Below are 26,941 nucleotides of genomic sequence, written 5' to 3'. Positions count from 1 at the left end.
CCCTCCATGCAGTGTCGGCCCCCGAAGACCGCCACATTACTGCGGACGGGTAACCGGCTCCCAGCCCGGGACTGTCACAAGTCCGTGATAAGCAGAGATACGTGACTGATTCCCCCCTGTACCGCGCCGCCGCGGACCGTTACGACTCCATGGAGTACCGCCGTACCGGCCGCAGCGGGCTCAAGCTCCCGGCGATCTCGCTCGGCCTGTGGCACAACTTCGGCGACGACCGCACCCTCGACTCGCAGCGTGCGATCCTGCGCCGCGCCTTCGACCTGGGTGTCACCCACTTCGACCTGGCCAACAACTACGGGCCGCCGCCCGGCTCGGCCGAGCTGAACTTCGGCAAGATCTTCGCGCAGGACTTCGCCCGGTACCGGGACGAGCTGATCGTCTCGACGAAGGCGGGCTACGAGATGCACCCCGGGCCGTACGGCGAGTGGGGCTCCCGCAAGTACCTGATGTCGTCGCTCGACGCGTCCCTGAAGCGGATGGGCCTCGACTACGTCGACATCTTCTACTCGCACCGCTTCGATCCGGACACCCCGCTCGAGGAGACCATGGGCGCGCTGGCGTCCGCGGTGCAGCAGGGCAAGGCGCTGTACGTGGGCGTCTCCTCGTACACGAGCGAGCAGACCGCGGAGGCGGCGCGGCTCCTGAAGGAGATGGGCGTCCCGGCCCTGATCCACCAGCCGTCGTACTCGATGATCAACCGGTGGACGGAGGAGGACGGCCTCCTCGACACGCTGGAGGCGGCCGGCATGGGCTGCATCTCCTTCGTGCCGCTGGCGCAGGGTCTGCTGACCAACAAGTACCTGAAGGGCGTCCCGGAGGGCTCGCGGGCCACCCAGGGCAAGTCGCTCGACCCGAACCTGCTGTCGGACGAGGTGCTGCGGCGGCTGCGCGGTCTCGCGGACATCGCGGAGCGGCGCGGGCAGTCGCTGGCGCAGCTGGCGCTGAACTGGGTGCTGCGGGACCCGCGGATGACCTCGGCGCTGATCGGCGCGTCCAGCGTCGGCCAGCTGGAGGAGAACGTGGCGGCACTGGCGGGCGCGCCGCTGTCGGCGGAGGAGCTGAAGGAGATCGACTCGTTCGCCGTCGACACCGCCGGCACGAACATCTGGGCCGGACGGGGCTGAGCCTGCCCGAGGAAACCCCTGAGGAAACCTGAGGGAAAGAAAAACGGGCCGGTCCGTGGGGGGGGGATACGGACCGGCCCGAGGGGGGGTTTCCACCATAACCCTTCATTAGTCGTGCTGTGTGCCGACTGCGCCGACCGAAGCACGGGGATTTCGCCGGAGGCCAAGCGGCACAAGGGCTCCAGGGGTGCGTGGCGGGTTTATGCCCGGGCGTGGCGGCGTAATCCGTACCTCCCACGGGGGACCCGGTCAAAGAGTCGCCCGGTTGACCCGGCGGCGCGGATCAGATGCAGGTCAGGGGGTTCCTCGGCGGTGGAGCAGGGTGATCCCGTCACGGCGGGCGACGACCTCGTAGCCGTGGGTGCGCTGGGCCGCGGCGAGCTCTTCGCGCTGCTGTTCCAGGGGGTAGGGCCAGTGGCCGCGGCGGTACGGCCAGGCCTCGGGGGCCTCCGGGTCGTGGACGATCCATTCGGCGGTGGGCGCGGGCAGGGGGCCGCGCCGGTACTCGTAGAGCCGCCCGCCGACCGGGAAGGTCGGGAAGAGGACCACGGTGCAGCGTGAGGTGAGCTGCGGGGCGAGCCGGTTGGAGGCGGCGACGGTCGCGCCGTCGGGGATCCTCGCGAGCAGTTCCCGGGCGGCCTGCAGGTGGGGGGTGGTGTGCCAGGTGGCCCGCTGGGCGAGCTGGGCCAGTGGGAAGGACGGGACGAGCACGGCGGTGACGGCGAGGACGGTGGCGAGCGCGGCGCGGACGTTGCGCCGGTCGCGCTCTCGGTCCTCACGGCTCAGGACGTCGAGGAGTCCGGCGAACACGACGGGCATGAGCACCGCGCTGTAGTGGAAGGCCGTGCCCCAGTGGAAGACGTTCTCGGACGCCATGCGCCAGGCGAGGGTGGGCAGGGCGATCAGCGCGAGCGGGGAGCGCAGTGCGAGCAGCGCGGACGGGGCGAACACCAGGATGAGGGTGGTGGCCTTGATGTCGGGGCGCAGCAGGTCGAGGGGCGCGTGCGCGAGCGCGGACAGCAGGGAGCCATGGGCGGCGGCGAGTTGCCCGCCGTGCGCGTAGCCGCCGGTGACGTCGAGGGCCGGCAGGAGCACCTTGATCTCCAGGGCGGAGCCGATGAGTCCGGCGGCGGCGGTGGCGAGGCCGAACCGGCGGACGCGTCTGTCCTTACGGCCCTTCAGGGCGATGTACGCGCCGATGGCGGCGAGGGTGAGCCCCAGGTCCTCCTTGATCAGGAGCAGCGGCGCGGCCCAGGCCACGGCGGCCGTCCAGCGGCGCCGGCCCAGGGCTTCGAGGGAGAAGGAGAGCAGGGGTACGGCGAGCGCGACCTCGTGGAAGTCGAACGCGGCGGCGGACGCGACGCCCCAGCTCAGCCCGTACCCGGCGGCGACGGCGTGCGCGCCGCGCGGGCCGACCGCGCGCACCGCCCAGCGGAAGAGCGGGACGACGGCGAGGGCGAGCAGCGCGGACTGGACGACGAGCAGGGTGAGGGGGGACGGGAAGAGCCGGTAGAGCGGGGCGAGGGCGGCGAGGAGCGGGTGGAAGTGGTCGCCGAGGAGGTTGAAGTCCTCGCCGCGCAGCGGGACGACGGGGGCGCGGAACTCGGCGTAGGCGCGGACGGCCTGCTCGAAGATGCCGAGGTCGTAGCCGGTGGTGCGCATGAGCTGGTGGCGGCGCACGGCGACGGTGGCGTAGAGGAGACAGAGGCCGGCGGCCCAGATCCAGGCCCCGCTCCGGGCCACGCTCCAGGCCCCGCTCCGGGCCCAGGGGAGCCGGGGGCCCGGGGCGCGCTCCTGCCGCGGGCCGGTATCTGCCCCTGCCAGGCGCGCATTTGGGGTCGATTCCGTATCGATTGTCCGCATCATCCGCATATGGCGTGATGCTAGGGCGGGCCGTTCAGGGCAGGGCGGTGAACGCGCCGAGCAGCAGCCCGAGGAACGCGCCCACGATCATGAACGGGCCGAAGGGGATCGCCGAGCCGCGCCCGGCCCGGCGGGCGACGACGAGCCCGAGCCCGTACAACGCCCCAAGGGCGAACCCCGCGAAGGCTCCGACGAACAGCACGCCCCACCCGTACCAGCCGAGCGCGGCGCCCAGCGGGACGGCGAGTTTCACGTCGCCGAAGCCCATGCCGTTGGGGTGGAGGAGGAACAGGCCGAGGTAGCCGCCGCCGAGGGCGAGCGCGCCGAGCAGGGCGTGGAGCCAGGACCCCGCCGCGTACGGGAGGAGCGCGGCCGGCGCGAGGAGCAGCGGCAGCGCGGCGGCGAGCGGCAGCGTCAGCGGGTCGGGGAGGCGGTGGACGCGGGCGTCGACGACGGCGAGGAGCGTGCCGAAGGGCGCGACCAGGAGCCAGACGAGCAGTTCGGGGCGGGGCGCGCCGGTGGCCGCGGCGAGCGCCGCGCACGCGAGCGCGGTGAGCAGCGGCGCCACGAGCGGCGCAGGCGTGGTCGCGCAGGCGGCTCGCCCGGGGCCGCCGAGCCAGCCGCGCGCGGGCCCCGCGAAGGGGTGCCCGGCCGGACAGGCCGCGCGCCAGGGCTCGTCGGGGGCGACGGACAGGCGGTACGCGGCGCGGGGTACGAGCAGCCCGGCCGCGGCGCCCCACAGGGCGGCGGCCGCGACGAAGGCGATCGACAGGGCGTCCACGGGCAGACCCTAGGGCTAGGGTCGGGCACATGGGGAGGACTTGGGGAAGGGCATGGGGCAGGACCTGGCGGGACGGGACGGGCTGGCTGGGCACGCCGGACGGCGGGCGGGTGCCGGTAGAGATCGCCGCTACCCATAAATCCCGGCGCCGGGGCCTGCTCGGCCGTGACGGGATCGACGGCGCCCTGCTCATCACGCCCACCAACAGCATTCACACCTTCGGGATGCGCTTCACCCTCGACATCGCCTATCTCGACCGCTCGTTCACCGTCCTCGACGTCGTCACCATGCGGCCGGGCCGGCTGGGGATGCCGCGGCTGCGCGGCCGGCACGTCCTGGAGGCGGAGGGCGGCACGATGGCGGGCTGGGGTCTTCGGCCGGGTGCGGTGGTCACGGTGGACCGGCGCCGAGGAGCGTGAACGCCCCGTACACGGCGGAGGCGAGCGCGAGCCCGGCGAGGACGGGCACGGCGGTACGGGCCCGGAGCCGGGCCAGCGCCGCGGCCGGCGGCAGGAGCAGCCCGAACGCGGGCATCATCAGGCGCGGCCGGGACCCGAAGTACGCGGCGCCGACCAGCGAGATGACGACGACGGCGACCGTGTAGACGAGCAGCGGGAGCGGCTGGCGCTGTCGCACACACAGGAAGAGCAGCCAGCCGAGCAAGGCGAGGGCGAGGCACAGCCCGAGGGCCGCCGGCCAGGGCAGTCCTGCGATGAAGCGGGCGAGCGCGACGCCGCCGTCGATGGAGTTGCCCCAGGCCGCCTGCACGTCGAAGTAGGCGGTGGCGCTGCCCTGCCGGACCCCCACATACACGACGTACCCGAGCCAGCCGAGCGGCGCGAGGAGCGTGCCCGCCGCGACCCGGGCGCGCAGCCGCCGCTCCCGTACGACGGTGACGACGGCCGTGATCCCGATCGCGGCGATCAGCGCGGCCGCCGTCGGCCGGGTCAGCCCGGCACACACGCACAGGACGCCGGCGAGGACCCAGCGGTCGCGCAGCAGCGCGAGGATCGACCAGGCGGCGAGGGCCGTGAACAGGGTCTCCGTGTACGCCATCGACTGCACGAACGCCGTCGGGTACACCCCCCACAGGACGGCGAGTACGACTCCGGTGCGCGGGCCCGCGACGTGCGCGCCGACCGCGTAGATGCCCCAGGCGGCGGCGAGCGAGGCGGCCCAGGAGACGAGGAGTCCGGCGGTGGCGGCGTCGACGGGGAGGACGGTGGCCAGGGCCCGTTCCAGGGCGGGGAAGAGGGGGAAGAAGGCCAGGTCGGCGTGGACGGCGCCGTTGGGGAGGGTGACCTGGTGGCCGTAGCCGTGCTCGGCGATCCGCGTGTACCAGACCGCGTCCCACCGGCCCGTCAGCCGGTGCATCCCGTCCTTGCCCGTGGCCGCGGCGACGATCGCGAGCGCGGCGAGCCCGAGGAGGCGGGTGGCGACGTACCCGCCGAGGGCGAGGGTCCGTGGGGAGAGCGTGGAGGGTGGGGCGGAGCGGAACATGCGCTCGATTATCAACCGCCGGGTCGCAGCCTCAGGAATCTGGCCGCCATGACCGGCCCCAGCTCGCCCACGATCCCGTACCCCGGCTCGTACGGGTGCGGCAGGTCCCCGAGGAAGGACGTGACGATGACGTCGTCCACCCCGGCCTCGCCGCGCCGGCTCTGCTCCTCAAGGAAGTCGAGGGTGCGCCGCCAGTCGACGGGGCGGCCCTCGTCGCCCTCCTCACCGAGGAAGGCGCGCACCGTGCCCTGCACGACATCCCAGAAAAAGACATGCGGCTGGACGCGCCCCTGGCTGAAGACGTGGGCGTCGTAGGCGCTGCGGAACCCGGGGACGCGGTCGACGAGGTCGCTGACGAGCTGAACGCCGCTGGTGGTCGGGGCGAGGGCGGGAGTTGTCATCGGCTGCCCGTTTCGGAAGCACTGAAAGCACTGAGAACCACTGAGAAGCCCTGCGAGCTCTCACTCAGTCCTCAGCATGCCCGTTCCGGGATGTCCGATCTCACCACCTACCAGCACTTTTGCAGTTTCCTGACGGACCCTTTCGCGGAGTTTTCCACAGGGGGATCGTTTGCTCGTATGTACGAGTTGATGAGACTCGCCAGGGGCGGGGTGCTGCTCACGGTGTGGGCGCTCACGGCGGGCTGGCCGCGCGGCCGGCTCGCCCGGCGGCTGCGCGTGGACGGCTGGCATCGGATCTGCAGGGGCGCGTGGGCCGTCCCGGAGAAGGAGGTGGACTGGCGGGTGCGGGCCCGGGCCGCCCAGCTGCTGCGGCCCGAGCTGGTGTGCAGCCACCGCACGGCCGCCGCGCTGCACCGCATCGAACTCCTCACGGGGCCTGGGGCGGACGCGGATCTCCTGGAGTTCACCGCACACCGGAGTTCGGGGCCCCACGACCGGATACGGGTGCACGCCACGTCCCAGCTCACCGACGCGGACTGCGGGACCCGGCGCGGCCTGCGCGTGACGACGGCGGCGCGCACGGTCGGCGACCTCATACGGGCTGCCGCCTCCCGCGAGGCGGCCGTGGTCGTCGCGGACTCGGCGCTGTCCCCCCGCTTCGTCGCCGGCCTGCGCCGCCCGCCGCTCGTCGGTACGGCGGACCTGGCCGCCGAACTCGCCGCGCCCCGCCGCCCCGGCGCCCCCTCGGCCCGCCGCTGGCTCCCGCTCGCCGTCGCGGGATCCGGCTCCCCCGCCGAGACGGTCGCCAGGCTGCGGATGCACGACGCGGGCCTGCACCCCGAGACCCAGCCGACCCTCCACACCGACACGGGCCGCCCCCTGCGCCCCGACTTCCTCTTCCGCGCCGCCGGACTGGCCGTCGAGATCGAGGGCTTCGCCTTCCACGGCACCCCCGCCGCCCACGAACGCGACGTCCACCGCTTCAACGACCTCCAGAGCTGCCCGGCCGTCCGCCGCGTCCTCCGCTTCACGGCCCGCGAGGTCTTCACCCACCCGGACCGGATGATCGCGACGGTCAGGAGGGCGCTGGAGCGGTAGCCGCGCGCCGCGAGCCGAGGTGCTCGGGCCGGGGGGTCCTTGAGGGCTTCTGGTGCGGCCGCCCTCTCTCCGAGTGTGGCCCCCTCCACCACCGCGTCAAGGGCGCCTTCGGCGTCGCAAGCGATGGGCTTCGCCCACCCTTGACCCGGTGCCTCTGGGGGCCTTTTCACACTCGGAGGGCGGCCGGGGGAGCGGGCCGCGCGGACAGGTCCGGGTATCGGCCGGCCGCCGTAGGCGGATGGCGGGTGCGTGGGTGGTGGGACCGGGTATCGCTCCGCCGAGGAAGCCCCTTCGCATTGAGGGGGTGGGGGGCTCGGTTCGTGGCGAGGGCAGTTGGGACCGATCCCTCGGTGGGGGTGCGCGGGAGTGGAATGGGGCGCCCATTCCCGGCTCGGCGGCCGACGGCCGTCGCCGGGTCGGGCTGCATGCCCGGCTGGTCATTCCTGTTAGCGGATTGGGCGCGGAATCAGTCCGCGTCCTCGGGCAGGTGGAAGTAGACGGTTCCCGACCGCCAGGGGCCGTGTTCGGTCATCTCAGATGTGATGACCACGTCCTGGATCTCGGCGGGGCCGAGCGCCTCGATGGAATCGGCCAGCCGCCGCAGGAGGGCCGGCACGCTGTCGCAGCCGGGGCCGGCGGGGTTGGCCTGTGAGAAGTGGCGGATGGTCCAATGCGTCGGGATGTCGCTCACGGGCCCGATCGTAGGCCCGGCCGTGCCTGGCCTACGGCGTCATACCCGGCCCCTATCCTCGCGAGCATGACGATTCAGCGCATGGACAACGTCGGCATCGTCGTCGACGACCTCGACGCCGCCGTCGCCTTCTTCACCGAGCTCGGCATGGAGCTGGAAGGGAGGATGCCGATCGAAGGAAGCTGGGCGGGGAAGGTCGTCGGGCTCGACGGCATGCGCAGCGAGATCGCGATGATGCGGATCCCCGGTGCCCCGGGCCGACTCGAACTGTCGACGTACCACTCCCCGAAGGCGATCACCCCCGAGCCCGCGATCACCCCGGCGAACACGCTTGGCCTGCACCGCGTCATGTTCGCCGTCGACGACATCCACGCCACCCTCGCCCGCCTCCGCCCGCACGGCGCCGAACTCGTCGGGGAAGTGACGCGCTTCGAGGACAGCTACCTGCTCTGCTACCTCCGGGGCCCGAGCGGAATCATCCTCGCCCTGGCCGAAGAACTGAGCTGACCGTGGCGGCGCAAAGTCCGCAATCCGCAGACGAAATGGGGCGGGTGTGAACTCGTGTGACTCCAGAGGCGTTCCCTAGCGAACCCGACCTCGCGCTAGCGGACTTTGCCCGGTCATCGCACGCGCCGAGCACTGCCGGGCGGTGCAAACTCCGCAATCCCCACCCCGGGACGAGACATCCGGGACTCCTGTGACTCCAGTGGTGGCTGGCGGCGTCCAGGGCCTCGCGCGAGCGGGGTTTATGCCGCCCACAGGCCGTGCCCAGCGGGGCATGCGCCCCGGCCCGCCGACGGCTGCCCCCCATTCCACGCCCCGAACCGGCGGACACCGTCCCACCAACCTCAGCCACGAACCGAGCCCCCACCCACCGGGCAACAGAACGCCCCCCGGCCCGGAGCGATACCCGGCCCCACCACCCACGCACCCGCCATCCGCCTACGGCGGCCGGCCGATACCCGGGCCTTTCCGCGCGGCCCGCTCCCCCGGCCGCCCTCCGAGTGTGAAAAGGCCCCCGGAGGCACCGGGTCAAGGGTGGGCGCAGCCCATCGCGGAGCGACGCCGAAGGCGCCCTTGACGCGGTGGTGGAGGGGGCCACACTCGGAGAGAGGGCGGCCGCACCAGAAGCACACAAGCAACGGCCACCCCGACGGCCGTCAGAACCAGCACCTCACCAGGGCAGTACCACCCATGACTTCGTCCCCCGGTGCGGCGGCTGAGCCTCGGTGATGCCCCACTCGCCGCCCCAGTCCTCCACGGCGACGTCGAGCAGCCACAACGCCCGCCGGCGCCGGGCCGCGCAGACCGTCTCGGCGTCGGGTTCCTCGTGGCGGGGGTGTTGGTCCCAGAGGACCAGGCGGAGTGAGTCGGGGCGGCAGCCGAGGGAGAAGTACGCGTCCTCGCCCGGGGCCAGCCGAGCGGCGGTACTGACCAGTTCGCTGGCGGCGAGTTGCGCGGGGAAGGTGTAACGGCGCAGCCGATGCGCATGCAGGGCGGAACGTACGGCGGTACGGACGACGGCAGCGCTGCTGCACGTACCCGGAACGGTGAGGCTGTACGTGAATCTGACGCCGGCCTCGGCGGCGTGCGGAGAAACGGGGCAGATGGCGGTGCGAAGGGTCGGCGACATGCGGACTCCCTTGCTCGGAGCTTGCGTTGACCTGGCTGATCCGATCGACGACGACTCATCGAGGCGCACGAGTGGCCCGGCTCCGGCGGTGCGTACGCGTGGTGGCGTGTCTCCCTGACGCGAGACCACCCCTCCCAGGGCAGGAGGTTCCGGGCAGGCCTGCGCGATGCACTTCCACGCGCCCACGGTGAGCGAGCGGTGCGCCCCCAATGTAGACCTGGAGGGCAAAATAGCCCTCGACTTCGCGGAGATTAACCCTTTCGTGGATCGCTGGCGTACACAGGCGGCAGACTTCCACCGACGACACGGTGAGGAGCGGCATGGCAGCAAGGACATCCCCGACCGAACGCCAGAAGCGTCTTGGCTACGAGGTCCGCAGGATGCGCACGTCGTCCGGGATTTCCGCCGAGTCGGCGTCGAGCCTGCTCGGTGTCGATCGCAGCAAGATCTCCAACATCGAGTCGGGCAAGCGCCCCATCAGCCCCGAACGCCTTCGCGCTCTCGCCGCCCATTGCGACTCCGCAGACGACAGGTACGTCGAGGCACTTACCGAGATGGCACAGCCCGGCCAGCGCGGCTGGTGGGAGGGCTACCGCAGCTCGCTACCTCCCGCCCTCCTCGACATCGCCGAGCTGGAGGCGAACAGCGTCGGCATGCGCGCGGCCTACTCCATGCACATGCCCGGCCTGCTCCAGACTTCGGAACACGCGATGGCGGTCTTCCGCATGGTCATCCCGCAGCTTCCCGAGCACAAGATCGCCCTGCGCCTCGCGCATCGCATGGAGCGCCAGCGGGTGCTCGACGGCCCCGACGCCGTCCCGTACCTCGGCATCGTGCACGAAGCCGCCCTGCGAATGCGCTTCGGCGGAAGAACCGTGGCGCGCGCCCAGTTGGAACACCTGTTGCAGAAGTCGGAGCAGGAGAACATCACGATCCTCGTCCTCCCATTCGAGGCGGGGGCGTTCCCCGGAGCCGGGCAGACCGTCCTCTACGCCGAGGGAGCCGTTCCCCGGCTCGACACCGTGCAGATCGACAACTCGCACGGGCCCGACTTCCTGTACGAGGAAACGCAGTTGGCGAAGTATCGAGCGCACCTGGACTGGATGGAACGCATCGCGCTGTCCCCGACGGACTCACGCGCGTTCCTCCATGAGATGGTGCGCCAATTCTGAAGGAGGTCCACATGCCAGAGGTCAGCTGGGAAGAGCCGTACTGCGGGGAAGGAAACTCCTGCTACCGCTTCGGGACGGACGCCGACGGCAACAGCTACATAGCCGTCGCCGGGCAGGAGGACCACCACCTCACCGACAGCCGTGACGCCCTCCGGCAACTGATCCTGGACATCAAGGCCGGCAAGGCGGATCACCTCCTCTGACAAGGCGGCCGCTATCCGCCGGAGGTGCGCGGGAAGGAGACCTCGACGCGGCGGTTCTTCTTCCGGCCCTCCTCGGTGGCGTTGTCGGCGATGGGGTAGTCCTCGCTGTAGCCGCGGATGTCGAACGTCGTGCCGGGGTCGAGGTTCTTGGCGAGTTCGAGCTGTACGGCGTCGGCGCGTTCCTTGGACAGCTTCAGCCCGTGCTCGTACGACCCGAGGTCGTCGGTGAACCCGAAGACGCGGACACGCCGGGAGGCCTGCTTGTTGATCTCGGCGGCGATCGCGGCGATACGGGCGGTGGCGGACGGGCTGAGCTTGGCGCTGTCCTTGGGGAAGAGGACTTCGGCCTGAAGGGCGAAGGTGACGTCGACGTTGGTGTCCTCGCGACGCTGCTCGCCGCCTTCCTCCTCGACGATCTGCTTGATGTCGAGGACCTTGGCGGGCGCGAGGGTGGCCCCGTCGGGAAGCATCAGGGCGGGTGAGCTCGCGTCGATGACGGGGGGCGGGCCGCCGTTGGTGGTGGAGTTGGGCGGGTCGTCGGCGCGGGCGGCACCGGCCGTGCCGACGGTGCCGACCGTGCCGGTCAGGAGCACGAGGGTTGCCGTGAGGGTGGCGAGGCGGCGCGGGGTGGTCGTCGTCGTCATGACTGCGCCTCAGGAGAGTTTGATGGTGGCGGGGGTGAAGGTGGGGAGCTGGAGCGAGACCTCGGTGGTGGTGGCGGGCGGGGCGGGGAACTGCATGAATACCGGGGACGAAGCTCCTGGCGCCAAGCTGTCGAAACCAGTCGTCGTAAGGGGGCGGCCGTCCGTGTCGCGAAGGACGTAGTAGCGCTTCTTGCCAACAGAGTCGACGAGGGTGGCGCCGCCTAGTGAGATGCCGTGCTTGATGATCTCGGTCTCGTTGCCGCCGACCTGGGCAGGGATGACGGCCACGTCGCTCCCCGCGTTCGTCAGCTTGCCGCTGACGGTGACGAAGCCGCCCTGATCGCGCTTGGCGGAGGAGACGACCAGTTCGAGCCCTTCCTGGCCCTTCAGCACGGCGATGGGTTCGGACGGCTCCTCGGACTGCGGCTGGGGGTTCCCACCGGTCTTCTTCGGAGCGGAGGTGGTGGGCGCCCCCTTGCCCTCGGGCGGCTTCTCCTCGCCGCTTCCGCAGCCGGCGAGTCCGAGCAGCAGCCCCGCCGCCATGACCGCGGCGACCACTCCTCTGCCGGTCTTCTTCGCGTACCGCACACTCATGGGAAACAGGGTCCTTCGCTCGTCAGTCGACCAGTCGGACGGAAAAGAGATCAGCGGCGCCGGGCAGCTGCGGGTCTTCCGGGTCGATCGTCCACTCGACGCCGTCGCAGACGAGGCCGGTGATCGGTTCCGGTTCGGGGCTCGGTGTGGGAGTCGGTTCGGGCGTGGCCGAGCCGGTCGGTGCGGGCGTGGTGGGCGGGGGCGTCGGCTCTGGGGCATCGAAGAAGCAGCGGGGTTCCAGGATGGCAGTGGCGGTCGCTTCTGCACTCCGGTCACTGTTCGGCACGATCGACTTGCCCACGGTGCCGCTGGTGCTGATGTGCACGCGGAACTCGATTCCGTCGCCTGATGGCTGGTCGGAGCAATCCGCGTCGGACATCTCGGCGTCGTTGTCATGGGCGTACTGCGCTGCCCGCTCGCAGGCCGCGCCTCTGTCGTATCCCCTGCCTTGGAGGAATCCGCCCCAGGAATCCGGGTCGAGGATCACCTCACGCCATCCCTCGCGTAGTTGTCTGCGGGCGTCCTGGGCCGCAGCAAGTGCGGCGGCGTCAGCTGCGGTCTGCCCTCCGCTGCGCAGGACTGACGCTTGTGCCACGACGAAGTAGACGAACGCGAGGAACAGCAGGCCGCCGATCACCGTGATGTATACGGGGAAAGCTTGTCCTGAGTCGCCCGATCGGGGATGCCTCAGCTCCCCCCGCCTCCGGTGAGGCTGGCGATCTTCCGGGAGATGGCGTTCCTGATGCTCTGTCCGATGTCCGTCCCCGAGATCGCGATCACGATCGCCACCACCACAACGATGATCCCCAGGTACTCCACCGCCGTCTGCCCCCGGTCGCGGTCGCGGTCCCGCCGCGCCGCAGCTCGGCGTTCGCCCCAACTCGCCCCGTGCACCTTGGCCTTGGTCAGGGCCCTCAGCAGCGCCTCGTTCATCGTGTTCCCCTCCGAGTCCGGCGACTCGGGCAGGGTACGCCGTTCGGGTGGGGGGATCACAGGGTCCGTAGGCCCAATCACCCTGGGTAGTCAGCGCCCGAGGCGCCGCCGGGCTCATGACGCGGTCCTCGTGCCGAGCCAGGAGGCGATGGCTTCGCCGCGGGTGGTGCTGTGGAGTTTGGCGAAGATGCGGTTGATGTGGTTCTTGACGGTCTTTTCGGAGATGGAGCAGGTAGTGGCGATCTGCTGGTTGGTCAGGCCGGTTGCGATCAGGTCCATGACCTCCACCTCCCTCGCACTCAGACCGAAACGTTGCACTCGCGAAGCTGGATTTCTGAAGTGCAGTATATTCCCCAGAGTTGACCTCACGCCAGCATGTGCAGTCGCACGCACCGTCCGTACGAGCTCCGCCACGTCGAAGCGGCCGTGGACCAGCCGCCCCGCTGCCGCCCCGAACGCCCCGTCCCCCACCGGCTCGTGCGTCAGCAGCAGCACCGGCGCCAGCGCCGACAACCGCTCCACCGCCTCCGCGTCCCCGTCGACCACCACGAGGTCCGCGCCCGCGCCCTCCCCCACCACCTCCATGTCCGGGCACGCGCCCAACAGCACCGTCAGGCCCGCCCGTACGACCGGGTTCGCGGCCACCACCAGAATCTTCAGCGTCCGCATGTCACTCGCCCGTGATCGAGCCGAAGTCGGTGCCGGTGCCCAGGAACAGGCCCGCGCCGAGCAGGATCATCGTGGCCGGGACCATCAGGGTGGTGATCACCATCGTGGCCTTGGGCACGGCCTTCGCGGCCTTGCGGCGCGCGTTCTGGGCGTCGGTCCTGCGCATGTCGTTGGCGATCTGGATCAGCGTGTCGACGATGGGCGCGCCCAGCTCCTCGCCCTGCTGCAACGCCGTCACGAACTGGGCGACCTGTTCGGAGTCGTTGCGTCGCCGCAGTTCGTCGAAGGCGTCGCGGCGGCTGACGCCCATGTCCATCTGGCGGAGGGTGATGCGGAGTTCGTCGGCCCAGGGGCCCTCGTACTTGTCGGCGACCCGTTCCAGGGCCTGGCGGAATCCGAGGCCGGCCGACACCACGACCGCGAGCACATCCAGGAAGTCGGGCAGCGTCCGCTCGATCTGGTCCTTGCGGATGCGGACGGCGGACCAGATGCCGACCTCGGTCCAGAAGGCGCCGAAGGCGAAGAGCAGCAGGGCGACCAGGAAGGACCCCCTGCTCAGCATGAGCAGGCCGCCGAGGACGCCCAGGAAGCCGTAGACGGCGCGCCGCGCCCCGTAACGGTCGATGGTGAGGCCGCCCGGGTTTCCGGCGAGGTCGATCCGGCGGCGGACGGAGTTGACCCGCTTGGGGCCCATGAGCCGGAGGACGGCCGGGGACCAGCGCATGCCGAGGCGGTCGACGACGGAGTCGACGGCGCCGGTGCGGGTGGCGCCGACCTCCAGGGCGAGCTGGAGGTCGGTCGGGAGTTTGGCGTCGGCGCGGTAGAGGCGGATGCCGTAGGCGGCGCCGGCCACGGAGAGGCCCCCGAGGAGGGCCAGGAGAAGATCCACAGTCCTTGTCCCTGTCCCTACACGTCGATCTTCGCGAAGCGGCGGATCACGACGAAGCCGACCACGTACAGGCCGAACGCCAGCACCACCGCCAGCTGTCCAAGGCCCGAGCCGGTCATCCGGTCGAGGGCGCCGGGCTGCATGTTGTCGATGAGCAGCAGCGAGCCGACGCCGATGACGGGGACCGCGTACGCCGTCATGCTCACCTGCGACAGCTGCGTGCGCACCTCGCGCCGGGTCTCCTTCCGCTCCTCCAGCGTCTCGGTGAGGTTGCGCAGCGAGGAGACGACGGTGCCGCCGGCCCGGTTGGCGAGGACCAGGGTCGTGACGAGGACGACGAGTTCGCGGGACGGGAGGCGTTCGGCGAGTTCGCCGAGGGCGTCGTCGATGGAGGTGCCGACGGCGAGCTGCTGGGCGACCTTCTCCAGTTCGTCGCCGGCCGGCGCGTCCATCTCGTCGGCGGCGAGCGAGAGCGCCATGCGCAGGGCGAGGCCGGCCTGGGTGGCGTTGGCGAGGATGCGGGAGAGCTCGGGGAGCTGGTTGATGAACTTCTCGATCCGCTTCTGCCGCTGCCAGTTGAGGAAGCCCATCGCCACCCACACCCCGAGGAAGCCGCAGATCGGCCCGAAGAACGGCGACAGCAGGGCCTGCCCGGTCGCCCACAGCGCGGCGACGGTCACGGCCATGGCGACGACGAACTCGCCCGGTGTGACGTCGAGTCCGGTGGCGGAGATACGGAGCTCCAGCTTGCGGCCCAGCGCGGTGCGGCGCACCCGCCGGTCGACGCCGCGGAACGGGCGCCTGCGCCGGCCGCCGGGGTCGCCCGTCTCGCCCGCGTTCTGCGAGAGGCGCGCGATGAGCGCGGAACGCTGGGCGGCGCCGCTCGCGTACAGCTGGATTCCGGCCACGGCCAGGACAGCGCACACGAGTGCGGCGCCGACGGTCAGCAGGGTCGGGGTCGAGGTCAGGGTCATCGTCCTTCTACTTCCTTCCCTACGTGGCTACGTGGCTTCTCGCGTGGCGAGTTGCGCGTCGGTCGCGGCCACGCCGAAGGCCTGGGGGATGGGCTGGCCCGCCATGTAGAGCCGGTCGGCGACCCGGCGCGGCAGCGGGTGGTACGAGAAGCGGCCGTGCACCCGGCCGTCGGCGCCGATCGGCTGGGCGTCGAAGCGGCACACGGTGGCGAGGAGGTAGCCCTCGCGGCCGTGCGAGGCGAGGACCGCGATCTCGGTGACGCGGCGGGTGCCGTCGGGGTGGCGGGTGAGCTGGACGAGGATGTCGACGGCGCTGTTGATCTGGTCGCGCAGCGCCTCGAACGGCACCTTCACCTCGGACATCGAGGCGAGGGTCTGGAGGCGCATGAGCGCGTCCTCGGCGGAGTTGGCGTGGACTGTGGCGAGGGAGCCGTCGTGGCCGGTGGACATGGCCTGCAGCATGTCGAGCGTCTCGCCGCCGCGGACCTCGCCGACGACGATACGGTCGGGGCGCATGCGCAGGGAGTTGCGCACGAGGTCGCGGATGGTGACCTGGCCGCGGCCCTCGATGTTGGGCGGCCGGGCCTCCAGGCGGATGACGTGGGACTGCTGGAGCTGCAGCTCGGCCGAGTCCTCGATGGTGATGACCCGCTCGCCGTCGGGGATGAGCCCGGACAGGGCGTTGAGGAGGGTCGTCTTACCGGTGCCGGTGGCGCCGGAGACGATGATGTTGAACTTGGCCTGGACGAGTCCTGACAGCAGGAGCAGCATCTGCTCGTCGAGCGAGCCGAGACCGATCATCTCGTGCAGCGTGTACGCGCGCGGGAAGCGGCGAATGGTGAGCGTGGCGCCGGTGAGCGACAGCGGCGGAATGATCACGTTGACGCGCTCGCCGGACGGCAGCCGCGCGTCCACCATCGGATTCGACTCGTCGACCCGTCGGTTGACGGTCGACACGATCCGCTCGATGGTCTGCATCAGCTGCTCGTGGGACGCGAACCGCAGCGGGAGCAGCTCCACCCGGCCCGCCCGCTCGATGTAGATCTGGTCGGGGCCGTTGACCATGATCTCGGTGATGGAGGCGTCTTCGAGGAGCGGTTCGAGCACGCCGAGGCCGAGGGCCTCGTCGACGACGCGGCGGATCAACTGGGCGCGCTCGGCGGTGGAGAGCACCGGGCCCTCGCGGCTGATGATGTGGCCGAGGACGCGTTCGAGCCGGGCCCGGCGCTCGGCGGCGGCGAGCGCGGACATCTCGGTGAGGTCGATCTCCTCCAGGAGCTTCGCGCGGAACGCGGCGACGAGATGTCCGTCCTCCCGTCCGGCGGCGCCGCCGGACCGGTTCTCCTCGGGGGTGTGGATGCGGGACCGCAGGCTCATGGGCGCTCCTCCTCGGATGCGGAGTCGGGGACGGGCATGGTGGCGGTCCTGGTCACCCTGAACGGGCCCAGGAAGGGGATGAGGCCGGGGACCCGGACGGTGACGCTGTAGCTGCCCTCTCCCGAGGAGCTGAACGACCTGTGCTCGACGATCCAGTCGCTCATGGACGCGTCCGCGGCCGCCCTCGGCCTCGGTACGGAGTCGGGGTCGTCCACGCTCGCCGCCCGCGCCGCCGCCCGCGCCCCCGTGCCCGCCTGCTGGGCCGCGTACGCGACGAGGCCGAGCTGGATGCCCGCCAGGCCGACGATCAGCAGGATCGGCAGAAAGCCCAGGTACTCGATGGCCACCGAACCGCGGTCGCGCCTTCGGAAGCGTTTCATCGGTCCTTCCCCTCCCACACCGCCGCCGCCTTCCCGTCGACCCGCCACGGGAAGGTGATCGAGCCGGGGAACAGCACGGGGGTGCGGAGCGTGACCGTCACCGTGACCATCCCGCCCGACGGAACCCCGCAGTCGACACTCGCACCCGACGCCCACGCGCCCTCCACGTGCCGCCGCGCCGCTCCCTCGCAGTCGCCGTCGACCGCCGCCGCCCGCGCCGCCTCGTCCGCCGCGTTCCCCGCCAGCGTGTACGTGTAGCCGATCAGGACGCACTGCCACAGCAGCACCAGCGTGAGCAGGATCAGCGGCAGCATGCCGACGAACTCGACCGCCACCTGGCCGCTGTCACTCCGCCCCCACACCCGCACGGCTATCGCCCTCCGCCGCCGCGCCGCCGCAGGCCGAGCGCGCCGCGATCCCCGCCCCGTACGAGCTCCTTGCTGGGCCCGCCCACGCCCGCCGCCTTCACCAACCCCAGCTCCCCCGCAAGCGCCCACAGCGCCTGCTTGACGCTCGACCGCGCGTCCAGGTCGTGCAGGCGGCCCGCGTCGACGACGGCCGCCAGCTCCTTGTACGCGGCGGGAACAGCCACACCCGCCATCCGCGTCCCGGTGATCTTCTGGACGAGCGGGGGCTGGATCTCGGTGGCGCGCTGGTGGCGGTTGACCAGGACGGTGCTGTCCTCCGGCTTGCGGATCTGGAGCCGGTCCCACATCCGTACGACCCGCTTGGCGGCCCGTACGGCGACGACGTCCGGGGTCGTCACCAGCAAGGCGACGTCCGCCGTCTCCACGGCCGCCGCGCCCGCCGAGTCGAGATGGGTGCCGCAGTCGACGACGACGACCTCGTGGCGGGTGCGCAGGGCGTGGACGATCTGGCGGGCGGCGCGGTCGGTGACGTCCTCGCCCCGCTCGCCCTCCCCCGGGGCCAGGAGCAAGGACAGACCCGTCTCGTGGACGTACACGGCGTCCTGAAGCACCCGCGGCGAGATGTCGTTGATGGCGGCCAGGTCGGCGACCGAGCGGCGGAACTGGACGTCGAGGTACGAGGCGATGTCGCCGCCCTGGAGGTCCAGGTCCACCAGCGCCACCGTGTGGCCGGAGGCGCGGGCGGCGAGGGCGAGGTGGACGGCGGTGACGGTGGTGCCGACGCCGCCCTTGGCGCCGCTGACGGTGACGACCCGGCCGCCGGGGCCGGTGAGGGCGGCGTCGGGGCCGGCGGCGCCGAGGTGGCGGCGGACGCCGGTGGACCACTGGGCGGCGGCCTGGACGCGGCTGGCGAGCTCCTCGTAGCCGAGGGGCAGGGTGACGAGGCCGCGGGCGCCGGAGTCCATGGCGGCGGAGAACAGCACGGGGCTGGCGTCGGCGGTGATGAGGACGACGCCGACGGCGGGGAAGCGGAGGGCGACCTCGCGGATGAGTTCGAGCGCGGGGACGGGGCCGATGCGCTCGTGGACGAGGACGACCTCGGGGAGCTCGTCGAGGGAGTGGGCGGCGAGCCGGGCGAGGGTGTCGAGGAGCTGGGTGGAGTCGGCGACGGGCCCGGCGGGTTCGGCGTCGGGCAGCTGGCCGATGAGGGTGGTGACGGCGCGGGCCGCGTCCGGGTCGCCGACCGCCGGCAGGATCCTCGTGGTCATGCGGGCCTCACTTGTCCTTGTCGAGCGTGTACGTGCGGTCGCCCGGGGCGGGCGCACTGCTGCCGCCGCCGGGGGCGACGAGGGCGAGGCGGACGTGTTCGGCGAAGGACTCGGCGTAGGCGACGCGCTGGGTGTCGGCGGTGGAGAGGGCGAAGGTGATCGGCACGGCCTCGGTGGCCCGGCCGGCCTTGTCGTCGCGGCTCTCGATGGGGGTGAGCTTGCCGATGGCGAGGACCTTGGCGCCGGCGACGATCAGCTTGGACTGGTCGGGCGGGCCGCCGCGTTCGCCGGCGAAGGTGGCGTAGATGTTGACGGAGGCGCCTGGGGTGATCTTGCCGGCGACGCCGGTGGCGCCGTCGACCATGATGGCGAGTTCCTGCTGGCCGGGGGCGAGCGCGGGCCGGTCGACGATCATGTCGCTCTGCAGCAGGGAGCCGGCCTTGAGGGTCGTGACGGCGATCTTGCCCTCGGTCCTGCGGAGGTCGGTGACGGCGGTGGCGGGCAGCCAGCGCTCCGGCATGGTGATCTTCTCGAAGTTCCCGGGGCCGAGGGCGGCGTACGGCTCGATGTCGTCCTTGACGCGGTACGCGGTCACCTCGGGCCCGACCTTGGAGTTCACGTCGCTGATGACCGTGAGGACGCCGGCGAACACGCCGAGGGCGCACAGGACGGACAGCAGCAGCAGGAGCACGCCGCGGCGCTGGCGGGAGTTCATGGCCGTACTACCTCGATCGATCGTGGACGGGAACAGGGAAGGGGCAGGTTGAGGCTGGCTAGCGGGACGCGGGCGTGGGCTCGGCTGTGCTCGGCAGGGGCGCGGCGCAGAAGCCGCAGCGGTCGCCGATGAGCTCCATGCGGCACCAGTGGCAGGTCTCCCGCCGTACGGAGGAGACGAGTTGGTGCAGGACGGGCAGATCGGGCAGGTACGCGGCGAACTCGACGAGCTTGCCCGTGCCCCACCAGCGGGGCGAGGACTCGGGCAGTGCGGCCTCCTGGACGGCGCGGACCCGCCAGCCGGGGGCCAGGGTCGCCGTGGGCCAGTCGGTGGCGAGCTGGCCGCGGGCCAGGACGAGGTCGGTGGTGAACTCGGGCCCGGTCAGGGTCTCGTGCGCCCCGGATCCCGACCCTGATCCCGACCCGGATCCCGACCCTGATCCCGATCCGAGGCGTACGAGCTGGGGCTCGGGTCCGGCGAGGACGGCGAAGTGGGCGCCGGGCAGCCAGCCCTTGACGTGGGAGCCGAGGCCGACGGGCACGTGGTCGAGCTTGGCGACCGAGCCGAGGACGGCGCCCGCGTACACGTAATGGGCAAGCAGCCGGGCGGCGGAGGCGAGGACTCCGGGGCTGAAGTCGCAGACGGAGAGCTGGCGGAGCTGCCGGACGAGGACGGCGGTGCCGAGCGGCGGGAGGCCGGTGCGGACGATCGCGATCCGGTCGGATTCGAGCAGGGAGCGTACGGCGTGCAGGCGTTGGGCGGTCGCGCGTGGTACGGAATCGGGGCAGACGACGATCAGATGCCCCTGCTGATCGAGCAGCCGGCGCACGTCGGCGAGGGCCACGTCGAGCGGCCGGGCCTCGGGGCCGGGCAGCACGGCGGCGGGGGGCGTCTGCGGATCGGTCGGCGGCAGCACCAGGTCGGCGCCGGTGACCGCAATCGCTGTCGGCACGTCGGGCTCCCCCGATCCCTCAATCCCTCAATGATCACTAGCTGCGCTCGCAGCGTTACCTACCGCCTCTGCACTTTATCCAGGCCACCGGAGTGGTGAACACACAATCCTGCAAGCTCCGTCACTTTCTCGACCGAAGGAGTCGGCTCTGAACTGCGGTTCGTGCCAGAGGTCTTGACAACCCAATTGGTCTGGACCAACTTGTTCACCCGACGGAGACTCCCCCTCTCCCTCTCCCCGCCTTCCCTCCCCCACTCCCCCGGAGGCAACACGTGGACCGCACCACCACTCGGCCGCACCGCCGCAGACTCCTCGGCGGCGCACTCGCGCTGACCGTCGGTTCCGGCCTCGTCCTGGTCGGCGGCGCCGGCACCGCGCAGGCCGCGGACGTCAACGTCGCCAAGAACGCCGGCTTCGAGAACGGCCTGACCAACTGGTCCTGTTCGGCCGGCAGCGGCGCCGTCGTGTCCTCGCCGGTACGCACCGGGGCGGGCGCCCTGCGCGCCACCCCGGCCGGCCTCGACAACGCCAAGTGCACGCAGACCGTGACCGTGAAGCCGAGCTCCACGTACACCCTGAGCGCCTGGGTGCAGGGCGGTTACGCCTACCTCGGCGCCACCGGCACCGGCACCACCGACGTGTCGACGTGGACCCCGGACAGCGGCACCTGGAAGCAGCTGACGACCACCTTCACCACCGGCGCCAACACCACCTCCGTGCAGATCTACACCCACGGGTGGTACGGCACGGCCGCCTACTCCGTCGACGACGTGAGCGTCTTCGGCCCCGACGGGGGCGGCGGCACCGACCCCGAGCCGACGGTCCCGGCCACCCCCGCCGGTCTCACGGCCGGCAGCGTCACCACCAGCTCCGTCTCCCTCAGCTGGGGCGCGGTCTCCGGCGCGACCAACTACAAGGTCTACAAGGACGGCGCCCTCGCGACGACCGTGAGCAACAGCGCGGCCACCGTCACCGGCCTGACCGCCGACACCTCGTACCAGTTCCAGGTCTCGGCCACCAACGCCGCGGGCGAGTCCGCCAAGTCGACGGCCGTCACCGCACGGACCGCCAAGGTCACCGACCCGGGCCCCGGCCCGGCCGTGCCCAAGCACGCGCTGACCGGCTACTGGCAGAACTTCAACAACGGCGCGACCGTGCAGAAGCTGCGCGACGTGCAGTCGCAGTACGACATCATCGCCGTCTCCTTCGCCGACGCGACGACCACGGCCGGCCAGATCACCTTCAACCTCGACCCGGCCGTCGGCTACGCCTCCGCCGCCGACTTCAAGGCGGACGTCGCCGCCAAGAAGGCCGCCGGCAAGTCCGTCATCCTCTCCGTCGGCGGCGAGAAGGGGAACGTCACCATCAACAGTGACGCGTCCGCGACCGCCTTCGCCAACAGCGCCTACGCGCTGATGCAGGAGTACGGCTTCAACGGCGTCGACATCGACCTCGAGCACGGCATCAACTCCACCTACCTGACGAAGGCGCTGCGCCAGCTGTCCGCCAAGGCCGGCTCGTCGCTGGTCCTGACGATGGCGCCGCAGACCATCGACATGCAGTCGACCGGCACCGAGTACTTCAAGACCGCGCTCGCCGTGAAGGACATCCTCACGGTGGTCAACATGCAGTACTACAACAGCGGTTCGATGCTCGGCTGCGACGGCAAGGTCTACAGCCAGGGCTCGGTGGACTTCCTCACCGCGCTCGCCTGCATCCAGCTCCAGGGCGGCCTGGACGCCTCCCAGATCGGCCTGGGCGTGCCCGCCTCGACGCGGGGCGCGGGCAGCGGCTACGTCGACCCGCAGATCGTGAAGAACGCGCTCGACTGCCTCGCCAAGGGCACCGGCTGCGGCACCTTCAAGCCGGCCCAGACCTACCCGAACATCCGGGGCGCGATGACCTGGTCGACCAACTGGGACGCCACGGCCGGCAACGCCTGGTCGAACGCGGTCGGCCCGCACGTCCACAACCTGCCGTAACCACTCCCCGACTCCCCGCCTGGGGAATTCCGCTCCGCAGCGCCGCCGCTCTCCCGGCGGCGCTGCGCCGTTTCCGGTCCGGTCCGATCGGGTCAGGCGCGCGGGTAGCCGTACCCGGGGGCGGGCGGGCCGGGCGGTCCGGCCGGGTAGCCGGGCGCCGTACCCGGGAACGGGGCCGGGCCCGGGGCCGGCGAGCGGCCCGGCATGTAGACGGCGAGGACCTGGTCGATCCGCGCCGCCCACTCGTCGACACGGGTGTGCCGGCGCCCGTCGACCTCGCAGACGAAGTTCGTCCCGTCGCGCAGGAACAGCAGGAGGCGCAGCACCCGGCCGCGGCGGGTCGGGTGGTGCTGGACCGCGGCGATCTCGTCCCAGCGGAAGTCGGCCTCGGCCTCCCGGAGCTGGAACGTCACGCCGTGCGCGTCGATCACGACCCCGCCCTTGGCGTCGGCGGCGACGAAGTCGGCAGCGGCACCGCGACCGGCACCCGGTGCGTACGACGGGGGCGGGGGCGGGGACATCGGTACGGGCACGGCGGCGCCGCCGGACGGGTACGGGGAGCCCGGGACGTACGGGGCGGTGGGGGTGTACGGGAGGCCCGCGGGCGACGGTGCGGCAGGCGGTGCGGTCGGCGGCACGGGTGTCGGGGCGCCGAAACCGGGAGTCGGGGTGGGGGTCGGCGGCACGGGGGTGGGCGGTACCGGGTTGGGGGCCGAGCGGGGGTCGGGCACGTCGAGGACCGTCGGCCGGTGTTCCGGGGCCGGGATCGCCTGAGCGCCCGCGCCCGGGCCGAGTTCGTCGAGGATCCGCTCGGGCGTCGGCCGGCTGCCGGGTTCCTTGGCGAGGCAGCGGCCGACCAGGTCGCGCAGCCCCTCCGGCACCGCCGTGAGGTCCGGCGCCTCGTGCACCGAGCGGTACATGAGGCCCATCGGCGTACCGCCCCCGAACGGGCTGCCGCCGGCCGCCGCCACCAGGACGGCGCCGAGCGCGAAGACGTCGGCGGCGCCGGTGACCTCCTCGCCGAGGGCCTGCTCCGGGGCGAGGTAGCCGGGGGTGCCGAAGGCGACGCCGGTGGCGGTCATCCGGTTCGACTCCAGGGCCCGGGCGATCCCGAAGTCCAGGACGCGGGGCCCGTCCGGGGCCATCACGATGTTGCCCGGCTTGAGGTCGCGGTGGACCAGGTCGCAGGCGTGGATGGCCTCCAGGGCCTCGGCGAGGGCGGCCGCGAGCGCCCGCAACCGCTCTTCGTCCAGGGGGCCTTCGCTGTCGACGAGGCCGGCGAGCGTGGGTCCGGGGATGTAGGCGGTGGCGAGCCAGGGCTCCGCCGCCTCCGGGTCGGCGTCGACGACCTGCGCGGTGTGGAACCCGCCGACCCGCCGGGCGGCGGCGACCTCCGCGCGGAAGCGCGCGCGGAAGGCCGGGTCGGCGGCGAGTTCCGGCCGGGCCACCTTGACGGCGACGGCGCGCCCGCCGCGCGACCGGGCCAGGTAGACGGTGCCCATGCCGCCTTCGCCCAGCTTGTGCTCGATCACGTATCTACCGATGAGGGTCCCCACGCAGGACAGTATGGCCGAACCCCGCACACTGATTCGGCCATGCCATCCGTACCGGGATGAGTACCGGGACGGGTTACGACGCCTTGGCGTCGCCCTCGTCGAAGTAGGCGTCCAGGACCGCGTCGAGCTCCGACTCCCACTCGGCGACCCGGGCCTTGGCCGGCGCGTCGATCTCGATCGGGTACCAGCGCCGGTCCGGGGTGTGCACGATGATGGTGAACCGGCGCCCGAAGCGGGACACCTCGGTCTCCACCGCGCCGATCTCGTCCCAGCGGAACTCGCAGTGCTCCTCGTCGAGGCTCAGTTGTACGCCGGTGGCGTCGGCCACGATCCTGGCGCGCCGGTCGGCGGCCTCGAAGACGGGCCCGTCGGGCACGGCCTCCGCGTCAGCTTCCGGGTCCGTGTCCGGGTCCGCTTCCGCCGCCTCGGGCTCCTTGAGGGCCAGGGCCGAGGCCGGAACCGCGTCCTGCGGCTCGACCACGTCCTCCGGCTCCTCGACCGACTGCACCGGGGCGAGCCCCGTGATGCCCGGGACGAACGCGGGGTCCGCCGCGGCGCCTTGCACCGCCTGAATGCTGCTGGGTCCTGTGCGCTGCTCCACGGCGGAAGTATGGCCGACGTTCCTGTGGACGTTCGAGCCGCCCCGGCAAGTCCCGGAGATTCCCCGGGAAATCCTCGGCAATCCGGTCTACACGATGGTGAGCGGATTCAGGAGGATCAGCTGGACCTCAGCCGAGGACCGCGAGGGCGTCGATCTCGATGAGGAGCCCCGCCGGCAGGCCGACGTACACGGTGGTACGGGCGGCGGCGGGGGCCTTCAGGCCCTGCTCCTCGAAGTACGCGTTGTAGATCTCGTTCATCTCGGCGAAGTGGTCCACGTCCGTGAGGTAGACGCGCATCATCATCACGTCGTCCCAGCTCGCGCCGCCCTCCTCCAGGATCGCCTTGACGTTGGCGAAGGTCTGGAGGGTCTGCTCGCGCAGCGTCGGGCCGGCGGGCGTGGGCGGCTGTCCCTCGACGGCGGGCAGGAAGCCGACCTGGCCGGCGACCTGGAGGATGTTGCCCTTCTTCACGCCGTGCGAGAACTTCGCCGGCGGGGCGGTGTGGGTGGCGGGGGTGATCGCGGTCTTCTCGGTCATGCGCTGGCTTCCTTCGGTGGGGTGGTGCCGGAGTATTCGCGGCTGATGTCGTCGGCGGTGCGGCGCACCAGCGGGAGCAGGGTGAGGAGTTCCTCGGCGGTGACGACGACGTTGGGCGCGGACACCGACATGGCGGCGACGACCCGGCCGTCCGCGCCGCGGATGGGTGCGGCGACGCAGTTGATGGACTCCTCGTGGCCGCCGAGGTCGGTGGCCCAGCCCTGTTCGCGTACGATCGCCAGCTCCTTGAGGAAGGCGGCCGCGTTGGGGGTCGAACGGGGCGTGTACAGGGGGTAGTCGAGCTTGGCGGCGAGGGCGCGGCGCTCGGGCTCGGGGAGGTCGGCGAGGAGCAGCTTGGCGACGGCGGCGACGGTGAGGGCGACCGGCTTGCCGATCCGCGAGTACATGCGGACGGGGTAGCGGCTCTCGACCTTGTCGATGTAGAGGACCTCGCCCTCCTCGTGGACGGCGAGGTGGACGGTGTGTCCGATGCGCTCGTTGAGGGCGGCGAGGTGGGGGTGGGCGATCTCGCGGATGTCGAGGTTCTCGACGGCTTCCTGGGCGAGCGCGAAGAGGCGGGCGCCGAGTCGGTAGCGCTGGTCCTGCTGGCGGTAGACGAGGCCGTGCTCGTGGAGGGTGCGCAGCAGGCGCAGGGCGGTGGACTTGTGGACGCCGAGCCGTTCGGCGACCTGTCCGAGGTCGGCGGGTCCCTGGGCGAGCAGCGGCAGGATGCTGAGTGCCCGGTCGACGGTCTGGCTCATGGCGTACGTACCTCCTGGTCCTCCCCCGTCCAGCCGGGGCCGAGGTGAAGTCTCCCCCAGGCCTCGTCGGGCGCGGCGGCCAGCCGGTCGGCGTGGGCGCGCCGCGCGGGGGCGGCGAGGTCGCCGGGGACGGTGAGCGCGGCGGCGGCCATGAGGTGCCCGTGCCGCAGCCGAGCTTTGGCGTCGAGGCCGCGGAGGGTGCCGGAGAGGAACCCGGCGGCGAAGGCGTCGCCGGCGCCGACGGGGGCGACGACGTCGACGCGGGGGGCGGGGACGTGGGTGACGGTGTCGGGACGGGGGCCGGCAGCAAATCCAGCCCCGCCGGCGTTTGAGGCGCGGGGGTCCGGGGGCAGAGCCCCCAATTCGGGAAGGGGCGGGGTGGGGAAAGATGCCGCGCAGCGCTCGTACACCGTCGCCCCCACCTCCCCCCGCTTCACCACCAGCACCCCCGGCTCCGGCAGCGCGCGCCGGATCGCGTCCGGCTCCCCGACACCCCACGCCGCCTCCGCCTCGTCGGCGCCGACGAACACGACGTCGGCCCCCCGCGCCAGGTCCAGCAGCACGCGCCCGCCCGCCGCCGGATCGGCCCACAGCCCGGGCCGGAAGTTGACGTCGAAGGAGACGAGCGGCCGGCCGGGCCGGGGGCCGGTGAGTTCCCGTACGAGCGCGAGGCAGGAGGCCGACAGCGCGGCCGTGATACCGGTGAGGTGGAGGATCCGGCCGCCCGCGACGACGTCGTACGGCACGGTCGACGGCGCCATCGCCGAGGCCGCGGACCCGGCCCGGTGGTAGACGACCTCGTGCGCGTCCGTGGCGCGGTCGGTGGCGGTGCGGAAGTAGACGCCGGTGGGCCGGCCGGGGTCGCGGACGACGGCGGAGACGTCGACGCCGTACGCGCCGATCGCCTCGGTCAGGTGGGTGCCGAAGCCGTCCCGGCCGACCCGGCCGACCCACCGCGCACGGTGGCCGGCGGCGGCGAGGGCGCAGGCGACGTTGGACTCGGCGCCGCCGATGCCGCGGTCGAAGGAGGGCACGTCGGCGAGGCGCCCGGGCCGGGTGGGCAGGAAGGTGACCATGGACTCGCCGAGGCAGACGACGTCCACGGGGTGCTGTCCTGTCACTGCGCGGCTCCTCGGCGTGGGTACGGATCCATTGACCCGGTCCATTGACCCGGCGCTGGCCCGGATGTTAGACAGCCTTGAGCGATATACGCAATGACTGTTGCACACACTGCAACACTGACCGGAGCGGTGAGAATC

31 protein-coding genes are annotated in these 26,941 nt (G+C 72.0%); 7 read left to right on the top strand and 24 right to left on the bottom strand.

What is annotated here, in order from left to right; all coding sequences use genetic code 11:
- Window positions 1–101 precede the first annotated feature (101 nt).
- Window positions 102–1,139: an L-glyceraldehyde 3-phosphate reductase gene (gene mgrA, locus JAO84_RS23675; RefSeq protein WP_265868804.1), complete on the top strand. Its 1,038-nt coding sequence runs from the start codon at window positions 102–104 to the stop codon at window positions 1,137–1,139.
- A gap of 294 nt (window positions 1,140–1,433) precedes the next feature.
- Here mgrA and JAO84_RS23670 read toward each other — a convergent pair whose 3' ends face one another.
- The gene (locus JAO84_RS23670) at window positions 1,434–2,882 is read right to left on the bottom strand and encodes a DUF2079 domain-containing protein (RefSeq protein WP_370414661.1); all 1,449 of its coding nucleotides are present in this window, start codon (window positions 2,880–2,882) and stop codon (window positions 1,434–1,436) included.
- A 154-nt stretch (window positions 2,883–3,036) separates the two neighbouring features.
- On the bottom strand, window positions 3,037–3,774 hold the full coding sequence (locus JAO84_RS23665; RefSeq protein WP_370416850.1) for a prepilin peptidase: 738 nt from the start codon (window positions 3,772–3,774) through the stop codon (window positions 3,037–3,039).
- Between the two features lie 38 nt (window positions 3,775–3,812).
- Between JAO84_RS23665 and JAO84_RS23660 the strand changes: the two genes are divergently transcribed.
- Entirely contained in the window at window positions 3,813–4,202 is a 390-nt protein-coding gene (locus JAO84_RS23660; protein WP_370414660.1) for a DUF192 domain-containing protein, read from the top strand.
- Here JAO84_RS23660 and JAO84_RS23655 read toward each other — a convergent pair.
- A complete protein-coding gene (locus JAO84_RS23655) occupies window positions 4,174–5,283 on the bottom strand; it encodes a hypothetical protein (protein WP_370414659.1) in 1,110 nt (369 codons plus the stop codon). The genes JAO84_RS23660 and JAO84_RS23655 overlap by 29 nt on opposite strands.
- A gap of 11 nt (window positions 5,284–5,294) precedes the next feature.
- On the bottom strand, window positions 5,295–5,684 hold the full coding sequence (locus tag JAO84_RS23650) for a hypothetical protein (RefSeq protein ID WP_370414658.1): 390 nt from the start codon (window positions 5,682–5,684) through the stop codon (window positions 5,295–5,297).
- A 189-nt stretch (window positions 5,685–5,873) separates the two neighbouring features.
- Between JAO84_RS23650 and JAO84_RS23645 the strand changes: the two genes are divergently transcribed.
- Window positions 5,874–6,782: a hypothetical protein gene (locus JAO84_RS23645; RefSeq protein WP_370414657.1), complete on the top strand. Its 909-nt coding sequence runs from the start codon at window positions 5,874–5,876 to the stop codon at window positions 6,780–6,782.
- 466 nt (window positions 6,783–7,248) lie between these two features.
- On the opposite strand, the gene JAO84_RS23640 is transcribed toward JAO84_RS23645, so the two are convergent.
- The gene (locus JAO84_RS23640) at window positions 7,249–7,473 is read right to left on the bottom strand and encodes a hypothetical protein (protein WP_370414656.1); all 225 of its coding nucleotides are present in this window, start codon (window positions 7,471–7,473) and stop codon (window positions 7,249–7,251) included.
- 66 nt (window positions 7,474–7,539) lie between these two features.
- On the opposite strand from JAO84_RS23640, the gene JAO84_RS23635 reads away from it, so the two are divergent.
- On the top strand, window positions 7,540–7,980 hold the full coding sequence (locus JAO84_RS23635; RefSeq protein ID WP_370414655.1) for a VOC family protein: 441 nt from the start codon (window positions 7,540–7,542) through the stop codon (window positions 7,978–7,980).
- A gap of 667 nt (window positions 7,981–8,647) precedes the next feature.
- Here the strand turns inward: JAO84_RS23635 and JAO84_RS23630 are convergent.
- Entirely contained in the window at window positions 8,648–9,106 is a 459-nt protein-coding gene (locus tag JAO84_RS23630; RefSeq protein WP_370414654.1) for an ATP-binding protein, read from the bottom strand.
- Between the two features lie 320 nt (window positions 9,107–9,426).
- Between JAO84_RS23630 and JAO84_RS23625 the strand changes: the two genes are divergently transcribed.
- Together JAO84_RS23625 and JAO84_RS23620 are read left to right on the top strand one after the other, a co-directional pair.
- On the top strand, window positions 9,427–10,278 hold the full coding sequence (locus JAO84_RS23625; RefSeq protein WP_370414653.1) for a helix-turn-helix domain-containing protein: 852 nt from the start codon (window positions 9,427–9,429) through the stop codon (window positions 10,276–10,278).
- An 11-nt stretch (window positions 10,279–10,289) separates the two neighbouring features.
- Window positions 10,290–10,481, top strand: coding sequence for a hypothetical protein (locus tag JAO84_RS23620; RefSeq protein WP_370414652.1), 192 nt, complete (start codon window positions 10,290–10,292; stop codon window positions 10,479–10,481).
- 11 nt (window positions 10,482–10,492) lie between these two features.
- Here the strand turns inward: JAO84_RS23620 and JAO84_RS23615 are convergent, their stop codons facing one another.
- The 13 genes from JAO84_RS23615 to JAO84_RS23555 form a co-directional block, all read right to left on the bottom strand.
- A complete protein-coding gene (locus JAO84_RS23615; protein ID WP_370414651.1) occupies window positions 10,493–11,125 on the bottom strand; it encodes an OmpA family protein in 633 nt (210 codons plus the stop codon).
- 9 nt (window positions 11,126–11,134) lie between these two features.
- Window positions 11,135–11,719 (bottom strand): hypothetical protein, encoded by a 585-nt coding sequence (locus JAO84_RS23610; protein WP_370414650.1) that lies wholly within the window; start codon window positions 11,717–11,719, stop codon window positions 11,135–11,137.
- A gap of 22 nt (window positions 11,720–11,741) precedes the next feature.
- On the bottom strand, window positions 11,742–12,356 hold the full coding sequence (locus JAO84_RS23605; RefSeq protein ID WP_370414649.1) for a hypothetical protein: 615 nt from the start codon (window positions 12,354–12,356) through the stop codon (window positions 11,742–11,744).
- A 50-nt stretch (window positions 12,357–12,406) separates the two neighbouring features.
- Window positions 12,407–12,652 (bottom strand): Flp family type IVb pilin, encoded by a 246-nt coding sequence (locus tag JAO84_RS23600; protein WP_370414648.1) that lies wholly within the window; start codon window positions 12,650–12,652, stop codon window positions 12,407–12,409.
- Between the two features lie 114 nt (window positions 12,653–12,766).
- Window positions 12,767–13,321, bottom strand: a complete 555-nt coding sequence (locus JAO84_RS23595; RefSeq protein WP_370414647.1) for a response regulator transcription factor — start codon at window positions 13,319–13,321, stop codon at window positions 12,767–12,769.
- Window position 13,322: 1 nt separating this feature from the next.
- The gene (locus tag JAO84_RS23590) at window positions 13,323–14,210 is read right to left on the bottom strand and encodes a DUF5936 domain-containing protein (protein WP_370414646.1); all 888 of its coding nucleotides are present in this window, start codon (window positions 14,208–14,210) and stop codon (window positions 13,323–13,325) included.
- A 17-nt stretch (window positions 14,211–14,227) separates the two neighbouring features.
- Entirely contained in the window at window positions 14,228–15,184 is a 957-nt protein-coding gene (locus tag JAO84_RS23585; RefSeq protein WP_370414645.1) for a type II secretion system F family protein, read from the bottom strand.
- 27 nt (window positions 15,185–15,211) lie between these two features.
- Window positions 15,212–16,561 carry a CpaF family protein gene (locus tag JAO84_RS23580; protein WP_370414644.1) on the bottom strand — a complete coding sequence of 450 codons (1,350 nt, stop codon included), beginning with the start codon at window positions 16,559–16,561 and terminating at the stop codon, window positions 15,212–15,214.
- Window positions 16,558–16,941 carry a TadE/TadG family type IV pilus assembly protein gene (locus tag JAO84_RS23575; protein ID WP_370414643.1) on the bottom strand — a complete coding sequence of 128 codons (384 nt, stop codon included), beginning with the start codon at window positions 16,939–16,941 and terminating at the stop codon, window positions 16,558–16,560. The genes JAO84_RS23580 and JAO84_RS23575 overlap by 4 nt, the downstream gene beginning before the upstream one ends.
- Window positions 16,938–17,276 carry a TadE/TadG family type IV pilus assembly protein gene (locus tag JAO84_RS23570; protein ID WP_370414642.1) on the bottom strand — a complete coding sequence of 113 codons (339 nt, stop codon included), beginning with the start codon at window positions 17,274–17,276 and terminating at the stop codon, window positions 16,938–16,940. The genes JAO84_RS23575 and JAO84_RS23570 overlap by 4 nt, the downstream gene beginning before the upstream one ends.
- Before the next feature lie 35 nt (window positions 17,277–17,311).
- The gene (locus JAO84_RS23565; protein WP_370414641.1) at window positions 17,312–18,577 is read right to left on the bottom strand and encodes a CpaE family protein; all 1,266 of its coding nucleotides are present in this window, start codon (window positions 18,575–18,577) and stop codon (window positions 17,312–17,314) included.
- A 7-nt stretch (window positions 18,578–18,584) separates the two neighbouring features.
- Window positions 18,585–19,292: a Flp pilus assembly protein CpaB gene (gene cpaB, locus JAO84_RS23560; protein WP_370414640.1), complete on the bottom strand. Its 708-nt coding sequence runs from the start codon at window positions 19,290–19,292 to the stop codon at window positions 18,585–18,587.
- A 58-nt stretch (window positions 19,293–19,350) separates the two neighbouring features.
- On the bottom strand, window positions 19,351–20,244 hold the full coding sequence (locus JAO84_RS23555) for a hypothetical protein (protein ID WP_370414639.1): 894 nt from the start codon (window positions 20,242–20,244) through the stop codon (window positions 19,351–19,353).
- Between the two features lie 272 nt (window positions 20,245–20,516).
- Here JAO84_RS23555 and JAO84_RS23550 point away from each other — a divergent pair, with 272 nt between their 5' ends.
- Window positions 20,517–22,226, top strand: a complete 1,710-nt coding sequence (locus tag JAO84_RS23550) for a chitinase (protein ID WP_370414638.1) — start codon at window positions 20,517–20,519, stop codon at window positions 22,224–22,226.
- Window positions 22,227–22,318: 92 nt separating this feature from the next.
- Here the strand turns inward: JAO84_RS23550 and JAO84_RS23545 are convergent, their stop codons facing one another.
- The 5 genes from JAO84_RS23545 to JAO84_RS23525 all read right to left on the bottom strand — a co-directional run bounded on the left by JAO84_RS23545 (window position 22,319) and on the right by JAO84_RS23525 (window position 26,758).
- The gene (locus JAO84_RS23545; protein ID WP_370414637.1) at window positions 22,319–23,758 is read right to left on the bottom strand and encodes a serine/threonine-protein kinase; all 1,440 of its coding nucleotides are present in this window, start codon (window positions 23,756–23,758) and stop codon (window positions 22,319–22,321) included.
- Window positions 23,759–23,855: 97 nt separating this feature from the next.
- Window positions 23,856–24,383 (bottom strand): hypothetical protein, encoded by a 528-nt coding sequence (locus tag JAO84_RS23540; protein ID WP_370414636.1) that lies wholly within the window; start codon window positions 24,381–24,383, stop codon window positions 23,856–23,858.
- A gap of 127 nt (window positions 24,384–24,510) precedes the next feature.
- Window positions 24,511–24,921 carry a RidA family protein gene (locus JAO84_RS23535; RefSeq protein WP_265868834.1) on the bottom strand — a complete coding sequence of 137 codons (411 nt, stop codon included), beginning with the start codon at window positions 24,919–24,921 and terminating at the stop codon, window positions 24,511–24,513.
- Window positions 24,918–25,682, bottom strand: a complete 765-nt coding sequence (locus JAO84_RS23530; RefSeq protein WP_370414635.1) for an IclR family transcriptional regulator — start codon at window positions 25,680–25,682, stop codon at window positions 24,918–24,920. The genes JAO84_RS23535 and JAO84_RS23530 overlap by 4 nt, the downstream gene beginning before the upstream one ends.
- On the bottom strand, window positions 25,679–26,758 hold the full coding sequence (locus JAO84_RS23525) for a sugar kinase (RefSeq protein ID WP_370416849.1): 1,080 nt from the start codon (window positions 26,756–26,758) through the stop codon (window positions 25,679–25,681). Before JAO84_RS23525 ends, JAO84_RS23530 begins: the two co-directional genes overlap by 4 nt.
- Between the last annotated feature and the right edge of the window lie 183 nt (window positions 26,759–26,941).

This window comes from Streptomyces fradiae (genome assembly GCF_041270065.1).
Classification (GTDB): Bacteria; Actinomycetota; Actinomycetes; order Streptomycetales; family Streptomycetaceae; genus Streptomyces.
The sequence above is the reverse complement of the archived record's forward strand: the minus strand, read 5'-3'. Positions and strand labels throughout refer to the sequence as shown.